Raw genomic sequence first — 19,545 nt, 5'->3', positions numbered from 1 at the left:
CGGGGTGATCACGCTGGGGCGTTGCGTCCGCTGACAATCAGCAGCGTAAACACGCCTGCCACCAACCCCCACAGCGCAGAGCCGATTCCGAACAGCGTCAGGCCCGACGCCGTGACCATGAAGGTAATCAGTGCGGCCTCGCGCTCGCGCGGCAGCTGCATGGCCTGGGTCAGGCCGCTGCTGATCGAGCCGAGCAGCGCCAGTGCGGCAATGGACAACACCAGTGCGGGCGGGAACGCTGCGAACAGGGCGGCCAACGTCGCGCCGAAAATACCGGCGATGCCATAGAACAGCCCGCACCAAACCGCGGCTGTATAACGCCGGGACGGATCCGGGTGTGCTTCCGGCCCGCTGCAAATCGCCATCGTGATCGCAGCCAGGTGAATGCCATGGGAGCCGAACGGGGCGAGCAGAACCGATGCAATACCCGTGACGGAAATCAGCGGCGAGGCGGGTACCTGATAACCCTCGGCTCGCAGTACCGCCAGGCCGGGCATGTTCTGTGACGCCATGGCAATGACGAACAGGGGAATACCGATGCTGAAGATCGCCGCGAAGGACAGCGTCGGCGTTGTCCAGACCGGAATCGCAACGTCCAGGCGTAGGCCTCCGAAATCCAGCAAGCCCAACCCGCCAGCCAGCACGCAGCCCGCGATCAGCGCCGAGAGGACGGCGTAACGCGGCAGCAGTCGCTTAGCCAGCAGATAGCTGAAGAACATACCCAACACCAATACAGGCTGGACTTCTACGGCACGGAATATCTCGATGCCGATGTTGAATAACACGCCGGCTAACAGCGCCGCCGCGAGCGAAGCGGGCACCTTGCGCATCAGGCGTTCGAAGCTGCCGGTCAAGCCGCACAGCGCGATCAGCGCCGAGGCAAAGATAAAGGCACCGATCGCTTCCCCGTAGGGGACGCCGGGCAAGCTTGTGATCAGCAGGGCCGCACCGGGCGTCGACCAGGCGATCACGACAGGCGTTCGGTAGCGCAGTGACAACCCGATGCTGCACACCGCCATGCCGATAGACAGCGCCCAGATCCATGACGATATCTGTCCGCTGCTGAGCCCGGCTGCCTGCCCGGCCCGGAACATCAGCACGAGCGAGCTGGTGTAGCCGGTGAGCATGGCAATGAAGCCGGCCACGATAGTCGAGGCTGAGGTGTCTCTGAGCGGCTGAAACAGCTGAGTCGCGGGGGTAGTCATTGTCAGGTTTCGATCCAATTTCATGAAGCGGACGTCGGTGAGAATGGGCTATCGGATGAGGAGGCGGTCTCTTTGCGCACGATCCTTGCTTTACCCAGCGCAGGCTAGGTGAGGTGGCGCGCTGCGTCGCGATACAGCCATTAGCTGGATCAGCGTAACAGTGCCACCGCGGCGCGAGTACCGCTTGTCTCCCGCAAAGGCGAAGGGTCGTCTGCTTGATCAAACACTGGCACCGATGTTGCTATTCACTCTGTGCTTGCTGCGAAGCGTCAAAAAAACCGCAGCTGTTGGAGGGGTAGATGAGCCAGGGTATTGAATTCAATCGCTTGATGCTGGAAATGCGGGCCATGCAGACTGATGCAATGGCGCGTTCCAAGCCCGTGACTGCCGCGCCTGAAATAGGCGCCCCGAGCTTTTCCGAGATGCTCGGCCAGGCCGTCAACAAAGTGAATGAAACCCAGCAAGCCTCCAGCCAACTGGCGACTGCCTTCGAGATGGGGCAGGGCGGTATCGACCTCACCGAGGTCATGATTGCCTCGCAGAAAGCCAGTGTTTCATTCCAAGCCATGACCCAGGTCCGTAACAAGCTGGTCCAGGCGTATCAAGACATCATGCAGATGCCGGTTTAAGGCAGGGTTTGAATAATGGCTGAAGCGCTGAGCAAGGTACCCGTACCGGTTGATTCGGAGGCTCCGAAGAAGCCTCTGCTGGGCCTGTCGTTTCTCGAAAATCTCTCCGACATGTCGATGCTGCGGCAGATTGGCCTGCTGGTCGGGCTGGCTGCGAGCGTGGCCATCGGTTTTGCCGTGGTGCTGTGGTCGCAGCAACCGGATTATCGTCCATTGCTCGGCAGCCTCGCCGGGATGGATGCCAATCAGGTGATGGAAACCCTGGCGGCGGCAGACATTTCCTACACCGTCGAGCCCAACTCCGGCGCTCTGCTGGTCAAGGCAGACGACCTGGCGCGTGCACGCCTGAAACTTGCCAGCGCCGGTATCGCGCCGACCGACAGCAACATCGGTTTCGAAATCCTCGACAAAGAGCAGGGCCTCGGCACGAGCCAGTTCATGGAAGCCACCCGCTACCGTCGCGGTCTCGAGGGCGAGCTGGGCCGTACGGTATCCAGCCTGAACAACGTCAAGGCCGCTCGGGTTCACCTGGCTATTCCGAAGAGTTCGGTATTTGTTCGTGACGAGCGCAAGCCAAGCGCGTCGGTACTGGTCGAACTCTATCCGGGCCGCAACCTGGAGCCGAGTCAGGTGATGGCGATTATCAACCTGGTCGCCACCAGCGTGCCGGAGCTGACCAAGTCGCAGATCACTGTCGTCGACCAGAAAGGCAATTTGCTGTCCGATCAGCAGGAACTCACCGAGCTGAGCATGGCGGGCAAGCAGTTCGACTACAGCCGCCGCATGGAAAGCCTCTACACCCAGCGCGTGCACAACATCTTGCAGCCGGTGGTTGGCAGTGGCCGCTACAAGGCCGAAGTGTCTGCCGACGTGGATTTCAGCGCCGTCGAGTCGACCTCCGAAACTTTCAATCCGGATCAGCCCGCGCTGCGCAGCGAGCAAAGCGTCAGCGAACAGCGTCAAAGCAGCCTCGGTCCACAAGGCGTACCAGGTGCACTCAGCAATCAGCCGCCAGGTCCGGCCGCTGCGCCCGAGAACGCTATCGCCGGGCAGGCTGGCGCGGCGGGCGCCATTGCGCCGGGACAGCCGCTGCTGGATGCCAACGGTCAACAGGTCATGGACCCGGCCACCGGTCAGCCGATGCTGGCGCCCTATCCGGCGGACAAGCGTGAGCAAGCCACCCGTAATTACGAGCTGGATCGTTCGATCAGCTACACCAAGCAGCAACAGGGCCGCCTGCGCCGCCTGTCGGTCGCCGTCGTACTTGACGATCAAATGACAGTCGCTGCCGATGGAACCACTACCCGTGTGCCGCGCACCGCCGAAGAACTGGCGCGCTTTACCCGGCTGGTACAGGACGCCGTCGGGTTCGATGCCAGTCGTGGTGACAGCGTGAGCGTGATCAACGCACCGTTTGCCGCAGACTCACTCGACGAGACCTTCATCGATGTGCCGTTCTACTCGCAACCGTGGTTCTGGGACATCGTCAAGCAAGTGCTCGGCGTGTTGTTCATCCTGGTATTGGTATTCGGTGTGCTGCGGCCGGTGTTGAATAATCTGACCAACGCCGGGAAGGGCAAAGAGCTGCAATCTGTGGGTGGCGATGCCGAGCTGGGCGATATCGACGGTCTCGACGGGGGGTTGAGCAATGACCGTGTGAGCCTCAGTGGGCCGCAGAGCATCATGCTGCCGAGCCCGACCGAGGGATACGATGCGCAATTGAATGCCATCAAAAATCTGGTAGCTGAAGATCCGGGCCGGGTGGCTCAGGTCGTCAAAGAGTGGATCAACGCAGATGAGTGATGCTCGAGTTCCGGTCAAACTGAACAAGGTCGACAAGGCTGCGGTCTTGCTGCTTTCGCTGGGTGAGGCCGACGCGGCGCAGGTGCTGCGGCACCTCGGTCCGAAGGAAGTACAAAAGGTCGGCACGGCCATGGCGCAGCTGCGCAACGTGCAGAAAAACCAGATCGAACAGGTAATGGGCGAGTTCGTCGAAATCGTCGGCGATCAGACCAGCCTCGGTGTCGGTTCGGACGGTTACATCCGCAAAATGCTCACCCAGGCGCTGGGAGAGGACAAAGCCGGCGGCCTGATCGATCGCATCCTGCTCGGTGGCAACACCAGCGGCCTGGACAGCCTGAAATGGATGGAGCCGCGCGCCGTCGCGGACGTGATCCGCTATGAGCATCCGCAGATTCAGGCGATTGTGGTGGCCTACCTCGACCCCGACCAGGCGGGCGAAGTGCTGTCGCATTTCGATCACAAGGTGCGGCTCGACATCGTGCTTCGCGTGTCCTCGCTTAACACCGTTCAGCCGGCGGCGCTGAAAGAGCTCAACCTGATTCTCGAAAAGCAGTTCTCGGGCAATGCCAACACCACGCGTGCGACCCTGGGCGGCGTCAAACGGGCGGCAGATATTATGAACTACCTCGACAGCTCGGTCGAAGGCCAGCTCATGGACGCGATCCGCGATGTAGACGAGGATCTGTCATCGCAGATCGAAGACTTGATGTTCGTGTTCGACAATCTCGCCGATGTCGACGACCGGGGCATTCAGGTGCTGCTGCGCGAAGTATCCTCCGATGTGCTGGTCATGGCGCTCAAGGGCGCGGACGAAGCGATCAAGGAAAAGATCTTCAAGAACATGTCCAAGCGTGCCGGCGAATTGCTGCGCGACGACCTGGAAGCAAAAGGGCCGGTGCGCATCAGCGAAGTCGAAGGCGCCCAGAAGGAAATTCTCACCATCGCCCGCCGCATGGCCGAAGCCGGAGAAATCGTGCTCGGCGGCAAAGGCGGCGAAGAAATGGTTTAGCAAGGCACTGAAATCCCATGTCCAAGGAAAACCCCAGCGATGTCATCCGCGCGAAAGACGTCAACGTCTTTGATCGCTGGTCACTGCCGAGCTTCGATCCGCTGGGTGCGGAGCCCGCGGAACCGGAAACGGTCGACGAACCGATCGCGGACGACTCGCTGTCGCGCAGCGAGGACGTTCCGGTAGAGGAAGTCAAACCGCTGACGCTCGACGAGCTCGAGGCGATTCGACAGGAGGCCTATAACGAAGGCTTCAGCACAGGTGAAAAAGATGGGTTTCATGCCGGCCAGCTGAAAGCGCGGCAGGAAGCCGACGCTGCACTCGCCCCCAAACTCGCTAACCTCGAGCAGCTGATGACGCAGCTGCTCGAGCCCATTGCCGATCAGGATCGCAACCTCGAACACGCCATGGTCACGTTGGTCAGCCAGTTGGCGCGCGAAGTCATTCAGCGCGACTTGTTGATCGACTCCAGCCAGATCCGACAGGTCCTGCGCGAAGCGCTGAAACTGCTGCCCATGGGGGCCAGCAACGTGCGCATTCATATCAATCCGCAGGACTTCGAGTTGGTCAAGGCGCTGCGGGAGCGCCACGAAGAGAACTGGAAGATCGTCGAGGACAGCGATCTGTTGCCGGGCGGCTGCCGGATTGAAACCGAGCAGAGCCGCATCGATGCCAGTGTCGAAACCCGTCTCGGCCAGGCCATCAGCCAGTTGTTCGAACAGCAGCGAGAGAACGCGACCAGCCCGCCCGAGGCCGACTTGCATCTCGATTTGAATTCGACGCTGGAGCGACCCGATGCGCCTTGAGCGGACCAGCTTCGCCAAGCGCTTCGAAACCTACAGCGAAGCCATCAAGCTCCCCAGCCAGCCGATCCTCGAGGGTCGGTTGTTGCGTATGGTCGGTTTGACGCTTGAGGCCGAAGGGTTGCGCGCGGCGGTCGGCAGCCGTTGCCTGGTGATCAACGAAGACAACTACCACCCGACGCAGGTCGAAGCGGAAGTCATGGGCTTCTCCGGCGGCAAGCTGTATCTGATGCCGGTCGGCAGTCTGGCGGGTATCGCGCCGGGGGCCCGGGTTGTTCCGCTGGCCAATACTGGGCGGCTGCCAATGGGCACCTCGATGCTGGGCCGTGTGCTCGACGGCGCGGGCCGCGCATTGGACGGCAAGGGCGGAATGAAGGCCGAAGACTGGGTGCCCATGGATGGCCCGGTGATCAACCCGCTCAAGCGCCATCCCATCAGCGAGCCATTGGATGTCGGCATTCGCAGCATCAACGGGCTGCTGACCGTCGGCCGCGGCCAGCGGCTCGGCCTGTTTGCCGGCACCGGTGTGGGCAAGTCGGTGCTGCTCGGGATGATGACGCGCTTCACCGAGGCCGACATCATCGTGGTCGGGCTGATCGGAGAGCGTGGCCGGGAGGTGAAGGAATTCATTGAAAACATCCTCACCGAAGAAAGTATCAAGCGTTCGGTCGTTGTCGCATCGCCCGCTGACGATGCGCCACTGATGCGCCTGCGGGCGGCGATGTACTGCACGCGCATCGCCGAGTATTTCCGCGACAAAGGCAAGAACGTTCTGCTGCTCATGGATTCGCTGACTCGCTTCGCCCAGGCCCAGCGCGAGATCGCCTTGGCCATCGGCGAGCCGCCGGCGACCAAGGGCTATCCACCGTCGGTTTTCGCCAAACTGCCGAGTCTTGTGGAGCGCGCGGGTAATGCGGAGGCGGGGGGCGGTTCTATCACGGCGTTCTACACCGTGCTGTCTGAAGGTGACGACCAGCAGGACCCCATCGCCGATGCTGCGCGTGGTGTGCTGGATGGCCACTTCGTGTTGTCTCGCCGTTTGGCAGAGGAGGGTCATTACCCCGCCATCGACATCGAGGCCTCGATCAGCCGTGTCATGCCACAGGTGGTCAGCGCCGAACATATGCGCAATGCCCAGCGCTTCAAGCAGCTCTGGTCACGTTTTCAGCAGAGCCGCGACTTGATCAGCGTCGGTGCCTACGTACCCGGCGGCGATCCGGAAACCGACCTGGCCATCGCCCGGCAGGCGGAGATGACCCGTTATCTTCGACAGGGTCTGAACGAGGCCGAGCACTTGGCGCAGAGCGAGGCGCTCCTGACCAGCGTGTTCAACCCCAAGGCCGCAGGCTAACCCTTGGCAGCGAGCCGCGCGGCGCGTCTGGCGCCGGTGATCGATATGGCCGAGCGTGCCGAACGCGATGCTGCTCGGCTATTCGGTCAGGGCCAGACGCAACTGGCTCAGGCCGAGGTCAAACTGGGCGAACTGCGACAGTATTTCGGCGATTACCAGCAGCAGTGGATGACTCAGGGCAGCCAGGGCGTGTCCGGGCAATGGCTGCTCAACTATCAGCGCTTCCTGTCTCAGCTGGAATCCGCCATTGCCCAACAGCAACGTAGCGTGGATTGGCACCGCGGCAACCTCGACAAGCTTCGCGATCAATGGCAGCAGCGTCGCGCACGGCTCGATGGGCTGCGCAAGCTGGTCGAGCGCTACCTGCTGGAAGCCAGAACGGCGGCAGACAAGCGCGAGCAAAAGCTGCTCGATGAGTTCTCTCAGCGCTTGGCGGGGCGACCTAGACAGGAATGAAGCTTGCTGTGCAGGGCGTTGGGTGCTAAATCTTCATCAGTTTCTTCGCAATCGCTCCGCGCTTACATCATGCATTGGGCGCAGGCTTGGCGAGGCACCATTCCGCATCGCTGGCGCCGCCCAGCAATACACGATAGCCGTGGCGAACGGCCACGACCTCGTTCGAACCAGGAGTGTTAAATGACCATCAGTTCACAGCTATCGGCGGATGGACAGGAGCTGACAATCACGATTCAAGGGCGCTTCGATTTCAACACCCATCAGGCGTTTCGTGACGCCTATCAGCAAGCAGGCAATTCACCTCGCCGCTACGTTGTCGACCTCAACGGCGCGACCTACCTCGACAGCTCGGCCCTCGGTATGTTGCTGCTGCTTCGTGATCACGGTGGCAGTGACAAAGCCGACATCCGCTTGATCAACTGCAATCCTGATGTGCGGAAAGTCCTTTCGGTTTCCAACTTCGAACAATTGTTCGCAATCGCTTGATGCCCGGCCGGCTCTCCATACTCATCGCCGAGGATGGCGCGGCCGACCGCATGCTGTTGGCGGCCATCGTTCGTCGGCAGGGGCATCATGTCGTTACCGCGGCGAATGGCGCGGAGGCGGTGGAGCTGTTCAAGCGCGAGCGGCCGCAGCTGGTCTTGATGGATGCGTTGATGCCTGTCATGGATGGCTTCGATGCCGCGCGCCAGATCAAGCAGCTCGCGGGTAACGAACTGGTCCCCATCATTTTTCTGACGTCGCTGGCCGAGAACGAAGCGCTTGTGCGCTGCCTCGAAGCGGGGGGCGATGATTTTATCGCCAAGCCTTACAACCCGATCATTCTCGAAGCGAAGATTCAGGCCATGCATCGCTTGCGCCGCTTGCAGGCTACCGTGCTGGAGCAGCGTGATCTCATTGCACGGCGCAACCAGCAACTGCTCGACGAGCAGCGTGCTGCCAAAGCGATCTTCGACAAGGTCGCGCACGCGGGCTGCCTGAACGCGCCCAATATCCGATATCGGCAATCACCGCGTGCCTTGTTCAACGGCGATTTACTGCTTGCGGCCCACGCGCCTGCGAGCCGCATGTTCGTGCTGCTGGGCGACTTTACCGGTCATGGTTTGCCGGCAGCGGTTGGCGCCATGCCGCTCGCGGAAACCTTTTACGGCATGACCGCCAAAGGCTATTCCAGTACCGAGATCCTGCGCGAGATCAACGCCAAGCTGAAGCTGATCCTGCCCGTGGAAATGTTTTGCTGCGCCACGCTGCTGGATATCAACCTCAAGCAAGGCATGCTGCGCGTATGGAATGGCGGGCTGCCGGATGGCTATCTGCTCCGGGCCGAGGGGGGCGAGCGGCTGCCGTTGCCGTCCAGGCATCTGCCGCTTGGCGTGCTCGACGCCTCCCAGTTTGATGACCGTTTCGAGACGATGCCATTGGCGGTAGGCGACCGCCTGCTGCTGATGTCTGATGGCGTCACGGAAAGCTGTAACACGAAGGGTGAGTTCTTCGGCGAACAGCGGTTGCTGGGTGTGATGAACGAGAACGTTGAGCCCTCCGCCTTGTTCGAAGAGATTCAGAACGCACTTCATGCGTTCCACGGTCAAATACTTGACGATGACCTCAGCCTCGTCGAAGTGAGCATCACTGGCGAGATGGTGCCCGCGATATTTCAGTCCTTCGATCCGTATCTCGACGCCAAGCAGCCTCGGGCGAGGGATTGGTCGGTCAACTTTGAGCTGCACCCCAGTAGCTTACGCGCAGCCAACCCGTTACCCATGACGATGCAGCTGCTGTTACAGATTTCGCCCTTGCGCCACCGCGCAGGGACTATCTACACAGTGCTCAGTGAGCTTTATTCGAATGCGCTGGAGCATGGCGTGCTATCGCTCGACACCGCGCTGAAGCGCGATGCCGACGGGTTTGCACGCTACTACCAGGAACGTGAGCAACGTCTGCGTGACCTCAGCGAGGGCTTTGTGTCCATCGCCCTGACGGTCAAGTCTGACGGCCCTAACGGTTATCTAAGGATCGGTGTGCGTGATAGTGGTCGCGGCTTCGACGTACAGCGGGCCCTGAACAAGCAGTACTGTGCTGAGGGTCTTGGAGGCCGCGGGTTGCGCATGATTCGTCAGTTGAGTGAGCGATTCTATTGGGACTCGGAGGGGGCACTCCTGACGGTAGAGTTCCACTGGACGCGTCATGCATAATCCGCCGCTTTTCCACCAGGGGCACATTCGTGGTCGATCATCTCGACAGTAGCGTGCTGGCCACCCTTCAAGACGTGATGGATGCAGAGTATCCGGTGCTGTTGGATACCTTTCTCACAGATTCGGAAGAGCGGCTGTGCCTGTTGAAAACGGCCTGCCGGAGTGGCCAGGCGGAACAGCTGCGCCAAGCTGCACACAGTTTCAAGGGCAGTTGCAGCAACATGGGCGCAACTCTGCTGGCGGAACTTTGTCGCGAGCTGGAGGAAACCGCCCGGCTTGAACAGCTTGAAGCGGCACCCGGTTTAATCGAACGCATCGAGCGCGAATTCGCCATCGTGCGGATTCTCTATCGGGCCGAGCGCCAGCGCTGGGGCGGGCCTGGCTAGCCTTGGCATTGCGCCCGGGCTCGGATACGAGCAGTGGCCGCGCCCGTCGATCCGCTGGGGCAGATCGACATGAGCTGATGGCCTGGACTTTGCTTAACGAGATGCATGTCATCACCTTAAGCGGAAAGACCCATGGCCGTTTCCCCCGATCTGCTACTGAACCTCAAGGCGCCGAGCGCTGCAATCAAGGCGGCCAACGCGTCGCCTAAAGCCGCCCCGCAACCCAGTCGGGACGAGCCCTCCAGCTTCGCCAATGTCTATGCCAAGGAACGCCAGGCCAAACCTGTCGAACGTCAGGATGCGCCAGCAAAGCCCGTGCGTGACAAGCCGGTCGCCGAAAAGCCGAGTCAGGAAACCGCCGAGTCGGGCGGCACTGAAAAGCCGGTCACTGCCGACACCGGCAATGAATTGCCTGCGGAGCCCGAGTTGGCCGAAAGCGATTCGTTAGAGCCTGAGGCCGAGCTAGACCCGCTTCTGCTATTCGGGCTGGGCGGGCAGGGCACGCAAGGCGACGAAACGCTGCCCGCACAGCCGCCGTCCGGCAGCGAATTTCTGGTTGGTTTAGCGCAGGCGCAGACCGCTGTTGGTGAGGCTGACGCTAATGGCGAGACGGCGCTGGCAGGTCAGCGCGCATTGGAGATCCAGACGGGTCTTCAGAAGAGTCCCGCTCCGGTTCTTGTTCTGCAGGACGAGCTGTCTATGGGTACGCAGGAGTCAATTCCGACGAACCTTCTCCTCTCAGATGAACAGCTCGCCGAGGATTCCGCTGAGCCTACGCTGGATGAGAGCTTCGGTGAGGTGCTTGAGATGCTGGATGCCCCCAAGGACAGCCGCACAAGCGCCACCGATGCGGCGATCAACCGACTCAGTCCGCTGACGCAGGCGATTGCGCAACAGAATCAGGTGCAGCAAGCGCAGCGGCCCGCGATGGTGCCCGGGCAACCGGTAAACATGCAGCAATCGGGCTGGAGCGAAGCGGTCGTCGATAAGGTGATGTGGCTATCGAGTCAAAACCTCAAGTCAGCTGAGATTCAGCTCGACCCCGCCGAGCTGGGGCGTATGGAAGTGCGGATCGATATGAACAAGGACCAGGCTCAAGTCACGTTCATGAGCCCCCATGCGGGTGTTCGGGATGCGCTGGAAGGCCAGATGCAACGGCTGCGAGACAGCTTCGCGCAGCAAGGCATGACGATGGACGTCAATGTTTCCGACCAGTCGCGTGGCTGGAAAGGTGACGACGGCGGCGAGTCGCGCAACCGGGGCGTTGCAGGAGGCTTGGCTGGCGGCGACGAGGAAGTTATCCAGGGCACGACGGAAATTCGAGCTGGCCGAATGGGCGCAGACCGCGGCCTGGTTGATTACTACGCGTGATGCCAGAAAACTGACCGCAGTCTGAATCTCGCGTTTGCACCCGCAATCCTGGTCCTGCTGTTTCTCATTCAGGGGGAAGGTTGTCGTTTCGTTGTCTGATTACCGCGATACTGGCGATGCAGGTTCGGCCACAGGCACTGCTCATCGCGGCTCTGCGACTGGCTGAACGGCAGGTGCGCCACGACGTGCTGGGCCAGCGGCGAAGCTCGGCGCGTCAACTTCTCTGGGCAACGGAATTCATCCGCGTCGCCACAGGCGGCTCAGCCGGTGCCATGCGGAGCGTTGCCGTTCCGGTGGTTCAGGCCAGTGGGCCTTCTTGTTTTCGCATTGCACGATGCCGCTCGTGCCGAGCCTCAAGCGCCAACGTTGAGCTGAGGGGAAATGCTGGCCGGGCTCGGTATGCAATAGCAGCAGGTTGTAGTCGTGCTGCTTTTCGATCGGGTGGGCCTGGACTGTGTCAGTGGCACCGTCGCCCGTGGAGTCATTGTCCTCAGTGCGCACGAACAGCCGGTTGTGGCTGGCCTGGATCATCGCGCAAAGCTGTTCGCAATCCAGTGTGAGCCGTTCTCGGATCTCGTCGTGTTCTAGTGCGACCTTGTCCAGGTTTAGCTGGGCGCGATAGCAGATGATTTGCCGTTCCTCGTTGGTGGCCCACTTGCCGGAATGTTCCCGTACCAGCGGCGGCAGATCGGGCAGCTTGCGGTAATGGAGCCAGACCCACTGCTGCGCAAGCAGCTTTCGGGTGTAGGGCATGAACAGACGAACCTTCCATCGCGGCTTGCCTTTGCGCAACTTGCGGGTGATGACGGTGATCATGTCATCACGCAGCAGGTCGCGAACGGCGTAGACCAGCGCAATCACCAGCAGAAGGGTGAGCGAGAGTTTCTCGCTGGCGTCACGCGCGTTAAACAGGAAATAGGTGAACAGCGACATGATCAGCATCGTCGATGCCGCCTTGACCAACTTGTGAGTGCCGGCGCCCAGCTCTGTGACCTTGGAGCGCAACAGCACCGGATACTCCAGCAAACGGTGATACAGCCCCATGCGGTTCCAAATGCGTGTCGGGGTGCCGTGAAAATCACTGACGTACTCACGTTCCTTGCGGTATCTGTGTTCCTGACGGAGGAATTCTGCCACCGCTTGCTTGAGCGCTTCGTCGAGGGTGGCAAAGCCTTCCAGCGTCATGCTTTCCAGGAGGAACTGCTCGGCGTGCCACGAAAAGTAGATGTCCATCTGGCGGAAATAGCGCTGCTGATTGCTCTGCTTCGGGCTGGATTTGCGCAGGCGCTGCGCAAAGTTCTGGCTGAGCCGCAGCGCCCGCATGATCGGCTCTGCGCCGGCTCCGGAGGCGAGCATTTGCTGGCGCAGCCGTTCCATCGAGGCCTGGTACTGGAAAAACCAGGAGCCATACATGATTTCGTAGTGCGGCGAGAGCAGCACGAAGGACTGATCCGCCTTGCTGAGTCGGTCCTTCGACGGCATGCCCAGCAACCCGAATCGGTGTGTCAGCGTGGTGAAGAAAAACTGCTCTTCCGACAGGGTCCAGGCCGACAGGTTGCTTTCGTGCGGGGTGAACAGATACAGCTCGATCGTGTGCCGTCCAGGCTGTTTCAGCGTACGGGTCAGCTGCAGGCGGAAATCGCCCTTGCGCTTGAGTGAGAACACGTAACCCCCGATGACAGTAGGACGCGTCAGGATACCAAGCTTCCTCGCCGAGGACGCCAAGCCTGACGGCGTTGTGGCCGAGCGATGGTGCGATGCAGTCTTGGACGCACGCAGCGTCAGCCGCACGGCACCGCCCGCTACTGCGGACCCTACCTCGTGCCTGTTCCTACGGAACGGTGACACGCGCCGATGGCGATCATGAACGCCAGAGGAGGCTCACCTTGCAACGGCTCGTCTGCAATTTGGCCCAGGCGCGCGGCAATCGTTTACGGCGTCTCTTCGCTGGCCGATACTTTGGCACAGCAGTTGCTCGTAACGCTTTGATGCGAGTGAAACCACCCGTGATGACGGATATTTGGCATGGCGAAGAAACAGGGGCCCCCAGACGTAGCGAGTCCTGCAGCGTCGGCCGAGGGGAAGGGAAAGCTCAAGCTGATTATTTTGATCGTGCTCGGTCTGCTGTTAGCGGTCGGGTTGTCGATAGGCGGCACCTTTTATTTCATGAGCCGGGGCGATACGGAACAACCCTCGGAAGGCGCTGAGGACGCTCAGGCGGCACCGCAGCGGCAGGCCGCGATCTATGAAGTATTAGCGCCTGCATTCATTGTCAACTTCACGAATACCAATGGGCGTCAGCGCTATATGCAAGTCAGCGTGGCGTTGATGTCGCGTGACCAGGCCGCGCTCGACGCGTTGAAGGAACACATGCCGCTGTTGCGCAATCAACTGGTTATGCTGTTCTCCAGCGAAGAGTTTGCCAGCTTGGCGACTCCGGTCGGCCAGGAGATGCTTCGGCAAAAGGCGACCGCTAGCGTTCAGGCGCTGGCACAGAAGGAAATCGGCAAGCTTGCCGTCGAGCAAGTGCTGTTCACCAACTTCGTATTGCAATAGGGGTCGTTGTAGATGGCTGTTCAAGACCTGCTCTCGCAAGACGAGATTGACGCGCTCCTGCACGGGGTCGACGACGGTCTGGTCGATACCGAGAGCGATGCCGAACCGGGCAGCATCAAAAGCTATGACCTGACCAGCCAGGACCGTATCGTCCGCGGCCGTATGCCGACGCTGGAAATGGTCAACGAGCGCTTCGCTCGTTACACACGCATCAGCATGTTCAACCTGTTACGTCGCTCGGCTGATGTGTCGGTCGGTGGCGTTCAGGTGATGAAGTTCGGCGAGTACGTGCATTCGCTCTACGTACCTACCAGCCTCAACCTGGTGAAAATCAAGCCGCTGCGCGGCACGTCGCTGTTCATTCTGGACGCCAAGCTGGTGTTCAAGCTGGTCGACAACTTCTTCGGCGGGGACGGGCGGCACGCGAAGATCGAGGGGCGCGAGTTCACGCCAACCGAGCTGCGCGTGGTGCGCATGGTGTTGGATCAAGCTTTCGTTGACCTGAAGGAAGCCTGGCACGCGGTGCTCGACGTCAATTTCGAGTATGTGCATTCGGAAGTGAACCCGGCATTAGCCAACATCGTCAGCCCGAGTGAAGTGGTGGTGGTGTCGACCTTCCACATCGAACTCGAGAGTGGTGGTGGTGACTTCCATGTGACCATGCCGTATTCGATGATCGAGCCGATCCGCGAAATGCTCGATGCCGGCTTCCAATCGGACGTCAGCGACCAGGACGAGCGCTGGATCAATGCGTTGCGCGAAGACGTGCTGGACGTGAAGGTCCCGCTCAGTTCGACCGTTGTGCGCCGTCAGCTCAAGCTGCGCGACATCCTGAACATGCAGCCGGGCGATGTGATCCCGGTTGAAATGCCCGAAGACATGATCATGCGTGCCAACGGCATGCCGACGTTCAAGGTCAAGCTGGGCGCGCACAAGGGCAACCTGGCCCTGCAGGTGCTTGAGTCGGTCATGCGACCTCGTTGATTAAGTCCACATTCAATTACCAGCCGGTCGAGGTTTAGCGATGGCAGACGATTACGAAAACACATCTCCTGAAGAGCAGGCCCTGGCCGATGAGTGGGCCTCGGCGTTGGCCGAGGCGGGGGACGCGAATCAGGACGATATCGACGCGCTGCTCAATCAGGGCCCGGCGACGCCTGTGGCCCCGCCACGGGCGCCGTTGGAAGAATTCGGCAGCAGTCCGAAGGGCGCGCCGCTGCAGGCCGGTCTTGAAGGGCCGAATCTCGACGTGATTCTGGATATTCCGGTTTCGATCTCGATGGAGGTCGGAAGCACCGAAATCAGCATCCGCAACCTGCTCCAGCTCAACCAGGGCTCGGTGGTCGAGCTTGACCGTTTGGCGGGTGAACCGCTGGACGTGCTGGTGAACGGCACCCTGATCGCCCACGGCGAGGTCGTGGTGGTGAACGAAAAATTCGGCATCCGTTTGACTGATGTAATCAGTCCAAGCGAACGCATCAAGAAGCTGCGCTGACATGCGAATTCTGGCCTTTCTTTCGCTATTGCTGGCCGTGCCGGTAATGGCCGCCGAGCCCGCGGCGAGCATGAACAGTTCCGGTATGGGCGCTCAGATGACCAAACTGCTGTTCGGCCTGCTGTTGGTGATCGGCCTGATCTTCTTGCTCGCCTGGTTGCTCAGACGCATGCAGCAGATCAATCCGCGCAGTAACCAGGCGATCAAGCTGATTTCCAGCCATGCGCTGGGCCCGCGCGAACGGTTGGTGCTGGTGCAGGTCGGCAGTGAGCAGGTGTTGCTCGGGCTGAGTGCAGGCCGGATCACCCCTCTGCATGTGCTTGAAGAGCCGGTTCATCTGCCGGACGCTGAGCCTGCCAACCCGGAGTTTGCCCAGCGCCTCATGGAGCTGCTTGGCAGGGACCAGAAGGACAAGCCCTGATGCTTCGATTGCTGTTGGCGGCCGTGCTGATGCTGGCCGCCCCGTTTGCCGTGGGTCAGGATGCCGGTGGTTTGATTGCTCAGGGCGACAATCCGCTGTCGATACCGGCGATTACGCTGAGTACCGATGCCGAAGGGCAGCAGGAGTATTCGGTCAGCCTGCAGATTCTGCTGATCATGACGGCGCTGAGCTTCATCCCGGCGTTCGTCATGCTGATGACCAGCTTCACCCGGATCATCATCGTCTTTTCCATTTTGCGTCAGGCGTTGGGCTTGCAGCAGACGCCGTCGAATCAGATTCTGGTGGGTCTGACGATTTTCTTGACGCTGTTCATCATGGCGCCGGTGTTCGAGCGGATTAACAACGAGGCGGTGCAGCCTTACCTCAACGAACAATTGTCGGCGCCTGATGCGATCGCGCGGGCAGAGATCCCGTTGAAGAACTTCATGCTGGCGCAAACGCGCGAGAGCGATCTGGAGTTGTTTGTGCGGCTGTCGCGCCGCACCGACATCCAGACGCCGGACGCCGCGCCGCTGACAATTTTGGTCCCGGCATTCGTGACGTCAGAGCTGAAGACGGCCTTCCAGATCGGTTTCATGATCTTCATTCCGTTTCTGATCATCGACATGGTGGTGGCCAGCGTGCTGATGGCGATGGGCATGATGATGCTCTCGCCGCTCATCATTTCGTTGCCCTTCAAGATCATGCTGTTCGTGCTGGTCGATGGCTGGGGGCTGATCATCGGTACGCTCGCGAGCAGTTTCGGCACGCTTTAGCGGCTAAAGGGAGACACGCATGACACCCGAAGTCGCGGTTGATTTGTTTCGAGAAAGCCTGTGGATGACGGCCATGATCGTCGGTGTACTGGTGGTGCCGAGTCTGCTGGTCGGCCTCGTGGTCGCGATGTTCCAGGCGGCGACGCAGATCAACGAACAAACCCTGAGTTTTCTGCCGCGACTGTTAGTGATGCTGATGACGCTGATCTGGGCGGGCCCCTGGCTGGTTCGCGAGTTGATGGAATACACCCAGGGCTTGATCCAGAACATCCCGTTGATCATCGGCTAGCCATGATGAACAAGACCACGCGCAAGGCCTGCGCCCGTGCTTGAGCTCAGCGATGCGCAGATCGGCGCCTGGGTCGGGCAATTTCTGCTGCCGTTGTTCCGGATCGCGGCACTGCTCATGAGCATGCCGATTATCGGTACGCAACTGGTACCGATGCGCGTGCGCCTCTACCTGGCCGTTGCAATCGCGGTTGTTCTCGTCCCTGGGCTACCGGCCGTCCCGGTGGTGGAAGCGCTGAGCGGGCAGGCGTTAGTGCTGATCGCCGAGCAGATCCTGATCGGCGTGATGCTGGGCTTTGTGCTGCAGCTGTTCTTTCAGGTGTTCATCGTTTCCGGTCAGCTGCTCGCCATGCAGATGGGCCTGGGTTTCGCATCAATGGTCGATCCGGCCAACGGCGTCTCGGTCCCGGTGATTGGCCAGTTCTTCAATATGCTGGTGATCCTGCTGTTTTTGGCCATGAACGGTCATCTGGTGGTGCTGGAGATTCTCACCGAGAGTTTCACAACGCTGCCCATCGGCGGCTGGTTGGTTGGTACCAATCACTTCTGGGAAGTCGCCGGCAAGCTGGGATGGGTGCTCGGCGCCGGTTTGTTGCTGGTGTTGCCAGCGATTACCGCGCTGCTGGTGGTCAACCTGGCGTTCGGCCTAATGACCCGGGCGGCCCCGCAGCTGAACATTTTCTCCATCGGTTTCCCGTTGACCCTGGTGCTTGGCCTGATCATCGTCTGGATCGGCATGGCCGACATCCTGGCGCAGTATCAGACCTTCGTCAGTGAAGCGCTGGCAATGCTTCGTGAATTGATCGGCTTGCGCTGATGCCAACTCCTACTACAGAGCTGCCGGAGGCCATTCATGGCTGAGAGCGAAAGCGGTGCCGACAAAAGCGAGGAACCCACGGAGAAACGCATCCGTGAATCTCGCGAGAAAGGTCAGCTTGCCCGCTCCAAAGAGCTGAATACGGTCGCGGTGACGCTTGGAGGGATTGGCGGCTTACTGGCGTCTGGCGGCAGCCTGGCGGGCAGCCTGATGGCGATGATGCAGGGCAGCTTTGAGCTGAGCCGGGAAACCCTATTGGATGAAGGTGCCATGGTGCGGCTGCTCATGAGCAGCGGGATGATCGCACTCGAGGCTGTCATACCGTTGCTGATCGTGCTGATGATCGTCTCCATCATCGGCCCGATTTCGTTGGGTGGCTGGCTGTTCTCGGCCAAATCGATGGCACCTAAATTTAGTCGGATGAATCCCGGGCCCGGTTTGAAACGGATGTTTTCGACCAAAGCACTGGTCGAATTGCTGAAGGCGCTCGGCAAGTTTCTGGTGGTGTTAATGGTGGCGCTGGCGGTTCTCAGCGCCTATCAGGACGACCTGCTGTCCATCGCCAAGCAACCGCTGGATCTCGCCATCATGCACAGTGCCGAAGTGGTGGGCTGGTGCGCACTGTGGATGGCCTGTGGGCTGATCTTGATCGCCGCGGTGGATGTCCCGTTCCAGCTCTGGGACAACAAACAGAAAATGATGATGACCAAGCAGGAAGTGCGCGACGAGTACAAGGACAGCGAAGGCAAGCCCGAGGTGAAGTCGCGGATTCGTCAGTTGCAGCGCGACGCAGCGCAACGCCGGATGATGCAGGCGGTGCCGGAGGCTGACGTGGTCATCACCAACCCGACCCACTTTGCCGTAGCACTGAAATATGACGGCGATAAGGGCGGCGCGCCGATGCTGGTGGCTAAGGGCGGCGACTTTGTTGCGCTGAAGATTCGTGAGATTGCCAACGAGCACAAGGTGACAGTACTCGAGTCGCCGGCGCTGGCGAGGTCGGTGTATTACTCCACCGAGCTTGATCAGGAGATTCCCGCGGGTCTGTACCTCGCCGTGGCGCAGGTGCTCGCGTATGTCTACCAGCTTCGCCAGTACCGCTCCGGCAAGGGTAAACGGCCAGATCCATTGAGCAACCTGCCGATCCCGCCGGACCTTCGCCGAGACGAATGAGCGGCGGGCGGTCGCTCTGAAACGTTGAGCCTGGGGCTTTGCAGGATGAGGTCAGCCTGCTGCGGGACTGCAGACCGAATGTGGTGGGCTGAAGCCCACCCCCGGGCGGGCTGTGAGCAGTCGTGACAGGGCGCACAACTGGGCGCTGTTCGGCATACAACCCAATCGGCCCAGTCCTGAGCTTCCCGCAACGTTACTCGATCAACCCGCAGGCCACTCGAGCGCCTCCGCCACCGAGTGGCTGTGGGTGGTCAGCGTGGTTATCGCCACCTTTGTGAACCATCAGTGCCAGGCCCTTGATGTCGCCCAGGCTTTTCAAGCGTGGGGCGAGGACCGGCTGATTGGCGGTGCCGTCGCCGCTCACCATGAGCGCGGGGAGGTCGCCCATATGGCCTTCGCCCCACGGCTCGCCATGCGTACCGGTGTTCTTCGGGTCCCAGTGCCCTCCGGCGGCGCCTGCTGCGATGGTCTCGCCGTCTTTCTCCGCTGGGTCGCAGCTGCCTTTGGCATGGATATGGAAGCCATGGGCGCCGGCGTCCAGACCCGATAGCTCCGGACGGAAGACGAGCCCGTACTCGCTGCTCTCGATCTTGATGGTCCCGACGGATTTGCCGACGCCGTCAGCCGATACCGCGTTCACCGGCACGCTGAGGGTTTCGGCTTGCAGGCTCATGGCCGTGCAGCCGGCAAGGGCTGCGATGATCCACTGTTTCATGGCAAAGACTCCTGTTGAGGGTGGACAAAGCGGACGTGCCGCAGAGGAGCGAGCACTGAACGGCTACGCGACGGCCGTCTATCCCGCTAGGGGTGAGAC

Annotated in this window: 21 protein-coding genes; 18 read left to right on the top strand and 3 right to left on the bottom strand. The window is 60.7% G+C overall.

What is annotated here, in order from left to right; translation table 11 throughout:
• Nucleotides 1-8: 8 nt before the first annotated feature.
• A complete protein-coding gene (locus tag K4O48_RS13305) occupies nucleotides 9-1,205 on the bottom strand; it encodes a benzoate/H(+) symporter BenE family transporter (RefSeq protein ID WP_222908881.1) in 1,197 nt (398 codons plus the stop codon).
• Between the two features lie 299 nt (nucleotides 1,206-1,504).
• On the opposite strand from K4O48_RS13305, the gene fliE reads away from it, so the two are divergent.
• The 10 genes from fliE (at nucleotide 1,505) to K4O48_RS13255 (ending at nucleotide 11,205) form a co-directional block, all read left to right on the top strand.
• A complete protein-coding gene (gene fliE, locus K4O48_RS13300) occupies nucleotides 1,505-1,834 on the top strand; it encodes a flagellar hook-basal body complex protein FliE (RefSeq protein WP_222908879.1) in 330 nt (109 codons plus the stop codon).
• Between the two features lie 15 nt (nucleotides 1,835-1,849).
• On the top strand, nucleotides 1,850-3,637 hold the full coding sequence (gene fliF / locus K4O48_RS13295; protein ID WP_222908878.1) for a flagellar basal-body MS-ring/collar protein FliF: 1,788 nt from the start codon (nucleotides 1,850-1,852) through the stop codon (nucleotides 3,635-3,637).
• The gene (fliG, locus tag K4O48_RS13290) at nucleotides 3,630-4,646 is read left to right on the top strand and encodes a flagellar motor switch protein FliG (RefSeq protein WP_222908876.1); all 1,017 of its coding nucleotides are present in this window, start codon (nucleotides 3,630-3,632) and stop codon (nucleotides 4,644-4,646) included. Before fliF ends, fliG begins: the two co-directional genes overlap by 8 nt.
• A 17-nt stretch (nucleotides 4,647-4,663) precedes the next feature.
• The gene (fliH, locus tag K4O48_RS13285) at nucleotides 4,664-5,452 is read left to right on the top strand and encodes a flagellar assembly protein FliH (RefSeq protein ID WP_222908874.1); all 789 of its coding nucleotides are present in this window, start codon (nucleotides 4,664-4,666) and stop codon (nucleotides 5,450-5,452) included.
• A complete protein-coding gene (gene fliI, locus K4O48_RS13280) occupies nucleotides 5,442-6,800 on the top strand; it encodes a flagellar protein export ATPase FliI (protein ID WP_222908872.1) in 1,359 nt (452 codons plus the stop codon). Before fliH ends, fliI begins: the two co-directional genes overlap by 11 nt.
• A 3-nt stretch (nucleotides 6,801-6,803) precedes the next feature.
• Nucleotides 6,804-7,256, top strand: a complete 453-nt coding sequence (gene fliJ, locus K4O48_RS13275; protein WP_222908870.1) for a flagellar export protein FliJ — start codon at nucleotides 6,804-6,806, stop codon at nucleotides 7,254-7,256.
• Nucleotides 7,257-7,436: 180 nt separating this feature from the next.
• On the top strand, nucleotides 7,437-7,742 hold the full coding sequence (locus tag K4O48_RS13270; RefSeq protein WP_222908869.1) for an STAS domain-containing protein: 306 nt from the start codon (nucleotides 7,437-7,439) through the stop codon (nucleotides 7,740-7,742).
• Nucleotides 7,742-9,448 carry a fused response regulator/phosphatase gene (locus tag K4O48_RS13265; protein WP_222908867.1) on the top strand — a complete coding sequence of 569 codons (1,707 nt, stop codon included), beginning with the start codon at nucleotides 7,742-7,744 and terminating at the stop codon, nucleotides 9,446-9,448. The genes K4O48_RS13270 and K4O48_RS13265 overlap by 1 nt, the downstream gene beginning before the upstream one ends.
• A 77-nt stretch (nucleotides 9,449-9,525) precedes the next feature.
• A complete protein-coding gene (locus K4O48_RS13260) occupies nucleotides 9,526-9,834 on the top strand; it encodes an Hpt domain-containing protein (protein WP_222912096.1) in 309 nt (102 codons plus the stop codon).
• A 132-nt stretch (nucleotides 9,835-9,966) separates the two neighbouring features.
• Nucleotides 9,967-11,205: a flagellar hook-length control protein FliK gene (locus K4O48_RS13255; protein ID WP_222908865.1), complete on the top strand. Its 1,239-nt coding sequence runs from the start codon at nucleotides 9,967-9,969 to the stop codon at nucleotides 11,203-11,205.
• Between the two features lie 237 nt (nucleotides 11,206-11,442).
• On the opposite strand, the gene K4O48_RS13250 is transcribed toward K4O48_RS13255, so the two are convergent.
• Complete coding sequence (locus K4O48_RS13250; protein ID WP_222908864.1) at nucleotides 11,443-12,870, bottom strand: hypothetical protein; 1,428 nt, start codon at nucleotides 12,868-12,870, stop codon at nucleotides 11,443-11,445.
• Between the two features lie 360 nt (nucleotides 12,871-13,230).
• Between K4O48_RS13250 and fliL the strand changes: the two genes are divergently transcribed.
• Genes fliL through flhB form a run of 8 tightly spaced genes read left to right on the top strand, consistent with a single transcriptional unit; the run spans nucleotide 13,231 to nucleotide 18,731 of the window.
• On the top strand, nucleotides 13,231-13,761 hold the full coding sequence (gene fliL / locus K4O48_RS13245) for a flagellar basal body-associated protein FliL (protein WP_222908862.1): 531 nt from the start codon (nucleotides 13,231-13,233) through the stop codon (nucleotides 13,759-13,761).
• A gap of 12 nt (nucleotides 13,762-13,773) precedes the next feature.
• Nucleotides 13,774-14,745, top strand: coding sequence for a flagellar motor switch protein FliM (fliM, locus tag K4O48_RS13240; protein ID WP_021207730.1), 972 nt, complete (start codon nucleotides 13,774-13,776; stop codon nucleotides 14,743-14,745).
• Between the two features lie 40 nt (nucleotides 14,746-14,785).
• Entirely contained in the window at nucleotides 14,786-15,256 is a 471-nt protein-coding gene (fliN, locus tag K4O48_RS13235) for a flagellar motor switch protein FliN (RefSeq protein ID WP_222908861.1), read from the top strand.
• A 1-nt stretch (nucleotide 15,257) separates the two neighbouring features.
• Nucleotides 15,258-15,677, top strand: coding sequence for a flagellar biosynthetic protein FliO (gene fliO / locus K4O48_RS13230; RefSeq protein ID WP_222908859.1), 420 nt, complete (start codon nucleotides 15,258-15,260; stop codon nucleotides 15,675-15,677).
• Entirely contained in the window at nucleotides 15,677-16,453 is a 777-nt protein-coding gene (gene fliP, locus K4O48_RS13225) for a flagellar type III secretion system pore protein FliP (protein ID WP_222908857.1), read from the top strand. Before fliO ends, fliP begins: the two co-directional genes overlap by 1 nt.
• 19 nt (nucleotides 16,454-16,472) lie before the next feature.
• Complete coding sequence (gene fliQ, locus K4O48_RS13220; protein ID WP_222908851.1) at nucleotides 16,473-16,742, top strand: flagellar biosynthesis protein FliQ; 270 nt, start codon at nucleotides 16,473-16,475, stop codon at nucleotides 16,740-16,742.
• A gap of 36 nt (nucleotides 16,743-16,778) precedes the next feature.
• Complete coding sequence (fliR, locus tag K4O48_RS13215) at nucleotides 16,779-17,558, top strand: flagellar biosynthetic protein FliR (protein WP_222908850.1); 780 nt, start codon at nucleotides 16,779-16,781, stop codon at nucleotides 17,556-17,558.
• 36 nt (nucleotides 17,559-17,594) lie between these two features.
• Complete coding sequence (flhB, locus tag K4O48_RS13210) at nucleotides 17,595-18,731, top strand: flagellar biosynthesis protein FlhB (RefSeq protein WP_222908847.1); 1,137 nt, start codon at nucleotides 17,595-17,597, stop codon at nucleotides 18,729-18,731.
• Nucleotides 18,732-18,924: 193 nt separating this feature from the next.
• Here the strand turns inward: flhB and sodC are convergent, their stop codons facing one another.
• Nucleotides 18,925-19,446 carry a superoxide dismutase family protein gene (gene sodC, locus K4O48_RS13205; RefSeq protein ID WP_222908845.1) on the bottom strand — a complete coding sequence of 174 codons (522 nt, stop codon included), beginning with the start codon at nucleotides 19,444-19,446 and terminating at the stop codon, nucleotides 18,925-18,927.
• Nucleotides 19,447-19,545: the final 99 nt, after the last annotated feature.

The sequence above is a fragment of the Pseudomonas sp. DNDY-54 genome (assembly GCF_019880365.1).
Classification (GTDB): domain Bacteria; phylum Pseudomonadota; class Gammaproteobacteria; order Pseudomonadales; family Pseudomonadaceae; genus Stutzerimonas; species Stutzerimonas stutzeri_P.
The sequence above is the reverse complement of the archived record's forward strand: the minus strand, read 5'-3'. Positions and strand labels throughout refer to the sequence as shown.

Excerpts from the sequence above, each read along its gene's own strand:
- fliE (WP_222908879.1), top strand. The coding sequence starts at position 1,505 with ATGAGCCAGGGTATTGAATTCAATCGCTTGATGCTGGAAATGCGGGCC.
- fliG (WP_222908876.1), top strand. The coding sequence starts at position 3,630 with ATGAGTGATGCTCGAGTTCCGGTCAAACTGAACAAGGTCGACAAGGCT.
- sodC (WP_222908845.1), bottom strand. The coding sequence starts at position 19,446 with ATGAAACAGTGGATCATCGCAGCCCTTGCCGGCTGCACGGCCATGAGC.
- K4O48_RS13255 (WP_222908865.1), top strand. The coding sequence starts at position 9,967 with ATGGCCGTTTCCCCCGATCTGCTACTGAACCTCAAGGCGCCGAGCGCT.
- fliQ (WP_222908851.1), top strand. The coding sequence starts at position 16,473 with ATGACACCCGAAGTCGCGGTTGATTTGTTTCGAGAAAGCCTGTGGATG.
- fliL (WP_222908862.1), top strand. The coding sequence starts at position 13,231 with ATGGCGAAGAAACAGGGGCCCCCAGACGTAGCGAGTCCTGCAGCGTCG.
- K4O48_RS13270 (WP_222908869.1), top strand. The coding sequence starts at position 7,437 with ATGACCATCAGTTCACAGCTATCGGCGGATGGACAGGAGCTGACAATC.
- fliP (WP_222908857.1), top strand. The coding sequence starts at position 15,677 with ATGCTTCGATTGCTGTTGGCGGCCGTGCTGATGCTGGCCGCCCCGTTT.
- fliI (WP_222908872.1), top strand. The coding sequence starts at position 5,442 with ATGCGCCTTGAGCGGACCAGCTTCGCCAAGCGCTTCGAAACCTACAGC.
- K4O48_RS13265 (WP_222908867.1), top strand. The coding sequence starts at position 7,742 with ATGCCCGGCCGGCTCTCCATACTCATCGCCGAGGATGGCGCGGCCGAC.
- flhB (WP_222908847.1), top strand. The coding sequence starts at position 17,595 with ATGGCTGAGAGCGAAAGCGGTGCCGACAAAAGCGAGGAACCCACGGAG.
- fliF (WP_222908878.1), top strand. The coding sequence starts at position 1,850 with ATGGCTGAAGCGCTGAGCAAGGTACCCGTACCGGTTGATTCGGAGGCT.
- fliO (WP_222908859.1), top strand. The coding sequence starts at position 15,258 with ATGCGAATTCTGGCCTTTCTTTCGCTATTGCTGGCCGTGCCGGTAATG.
- fliH (WP_222908874.1), top strand. The coding sequence starts at position 4,664 with ATGTCCAAGGAAAACCCCAGCGATGTCATCCGCGCGAAAGACGTCAAC.
- fliM (WP_021207730.1), top strand. The coding sequence starts at position 13,774 with ATGGCTGTTCAAGACCTGCTCTCGCAAGACGAGATTGACGCGCTCCTG.
- K4O48_RS13305 (WP_222908881.1), bottom strand. The coding sequence starts at position 1,205 with ATGACTACCCCCGCGACTCAGCTGTTTCAGCCGCTCAGAGACACCTCA.
- fliN (WP_222908861.1), top strand. The coding sequence starts at position 14,786 with ATGGCAGACGATTACGAAAACACATCTCCTGAAGAGCAGGCCCTGGCC.
- K4O48_RS13260 (WP_222912096.1), top strand. The coding sequence starts at position 9,526 with ATGGATGCAGAGTATCCGGTGCTGTTGGATACCTTTCTCACAGATTCG.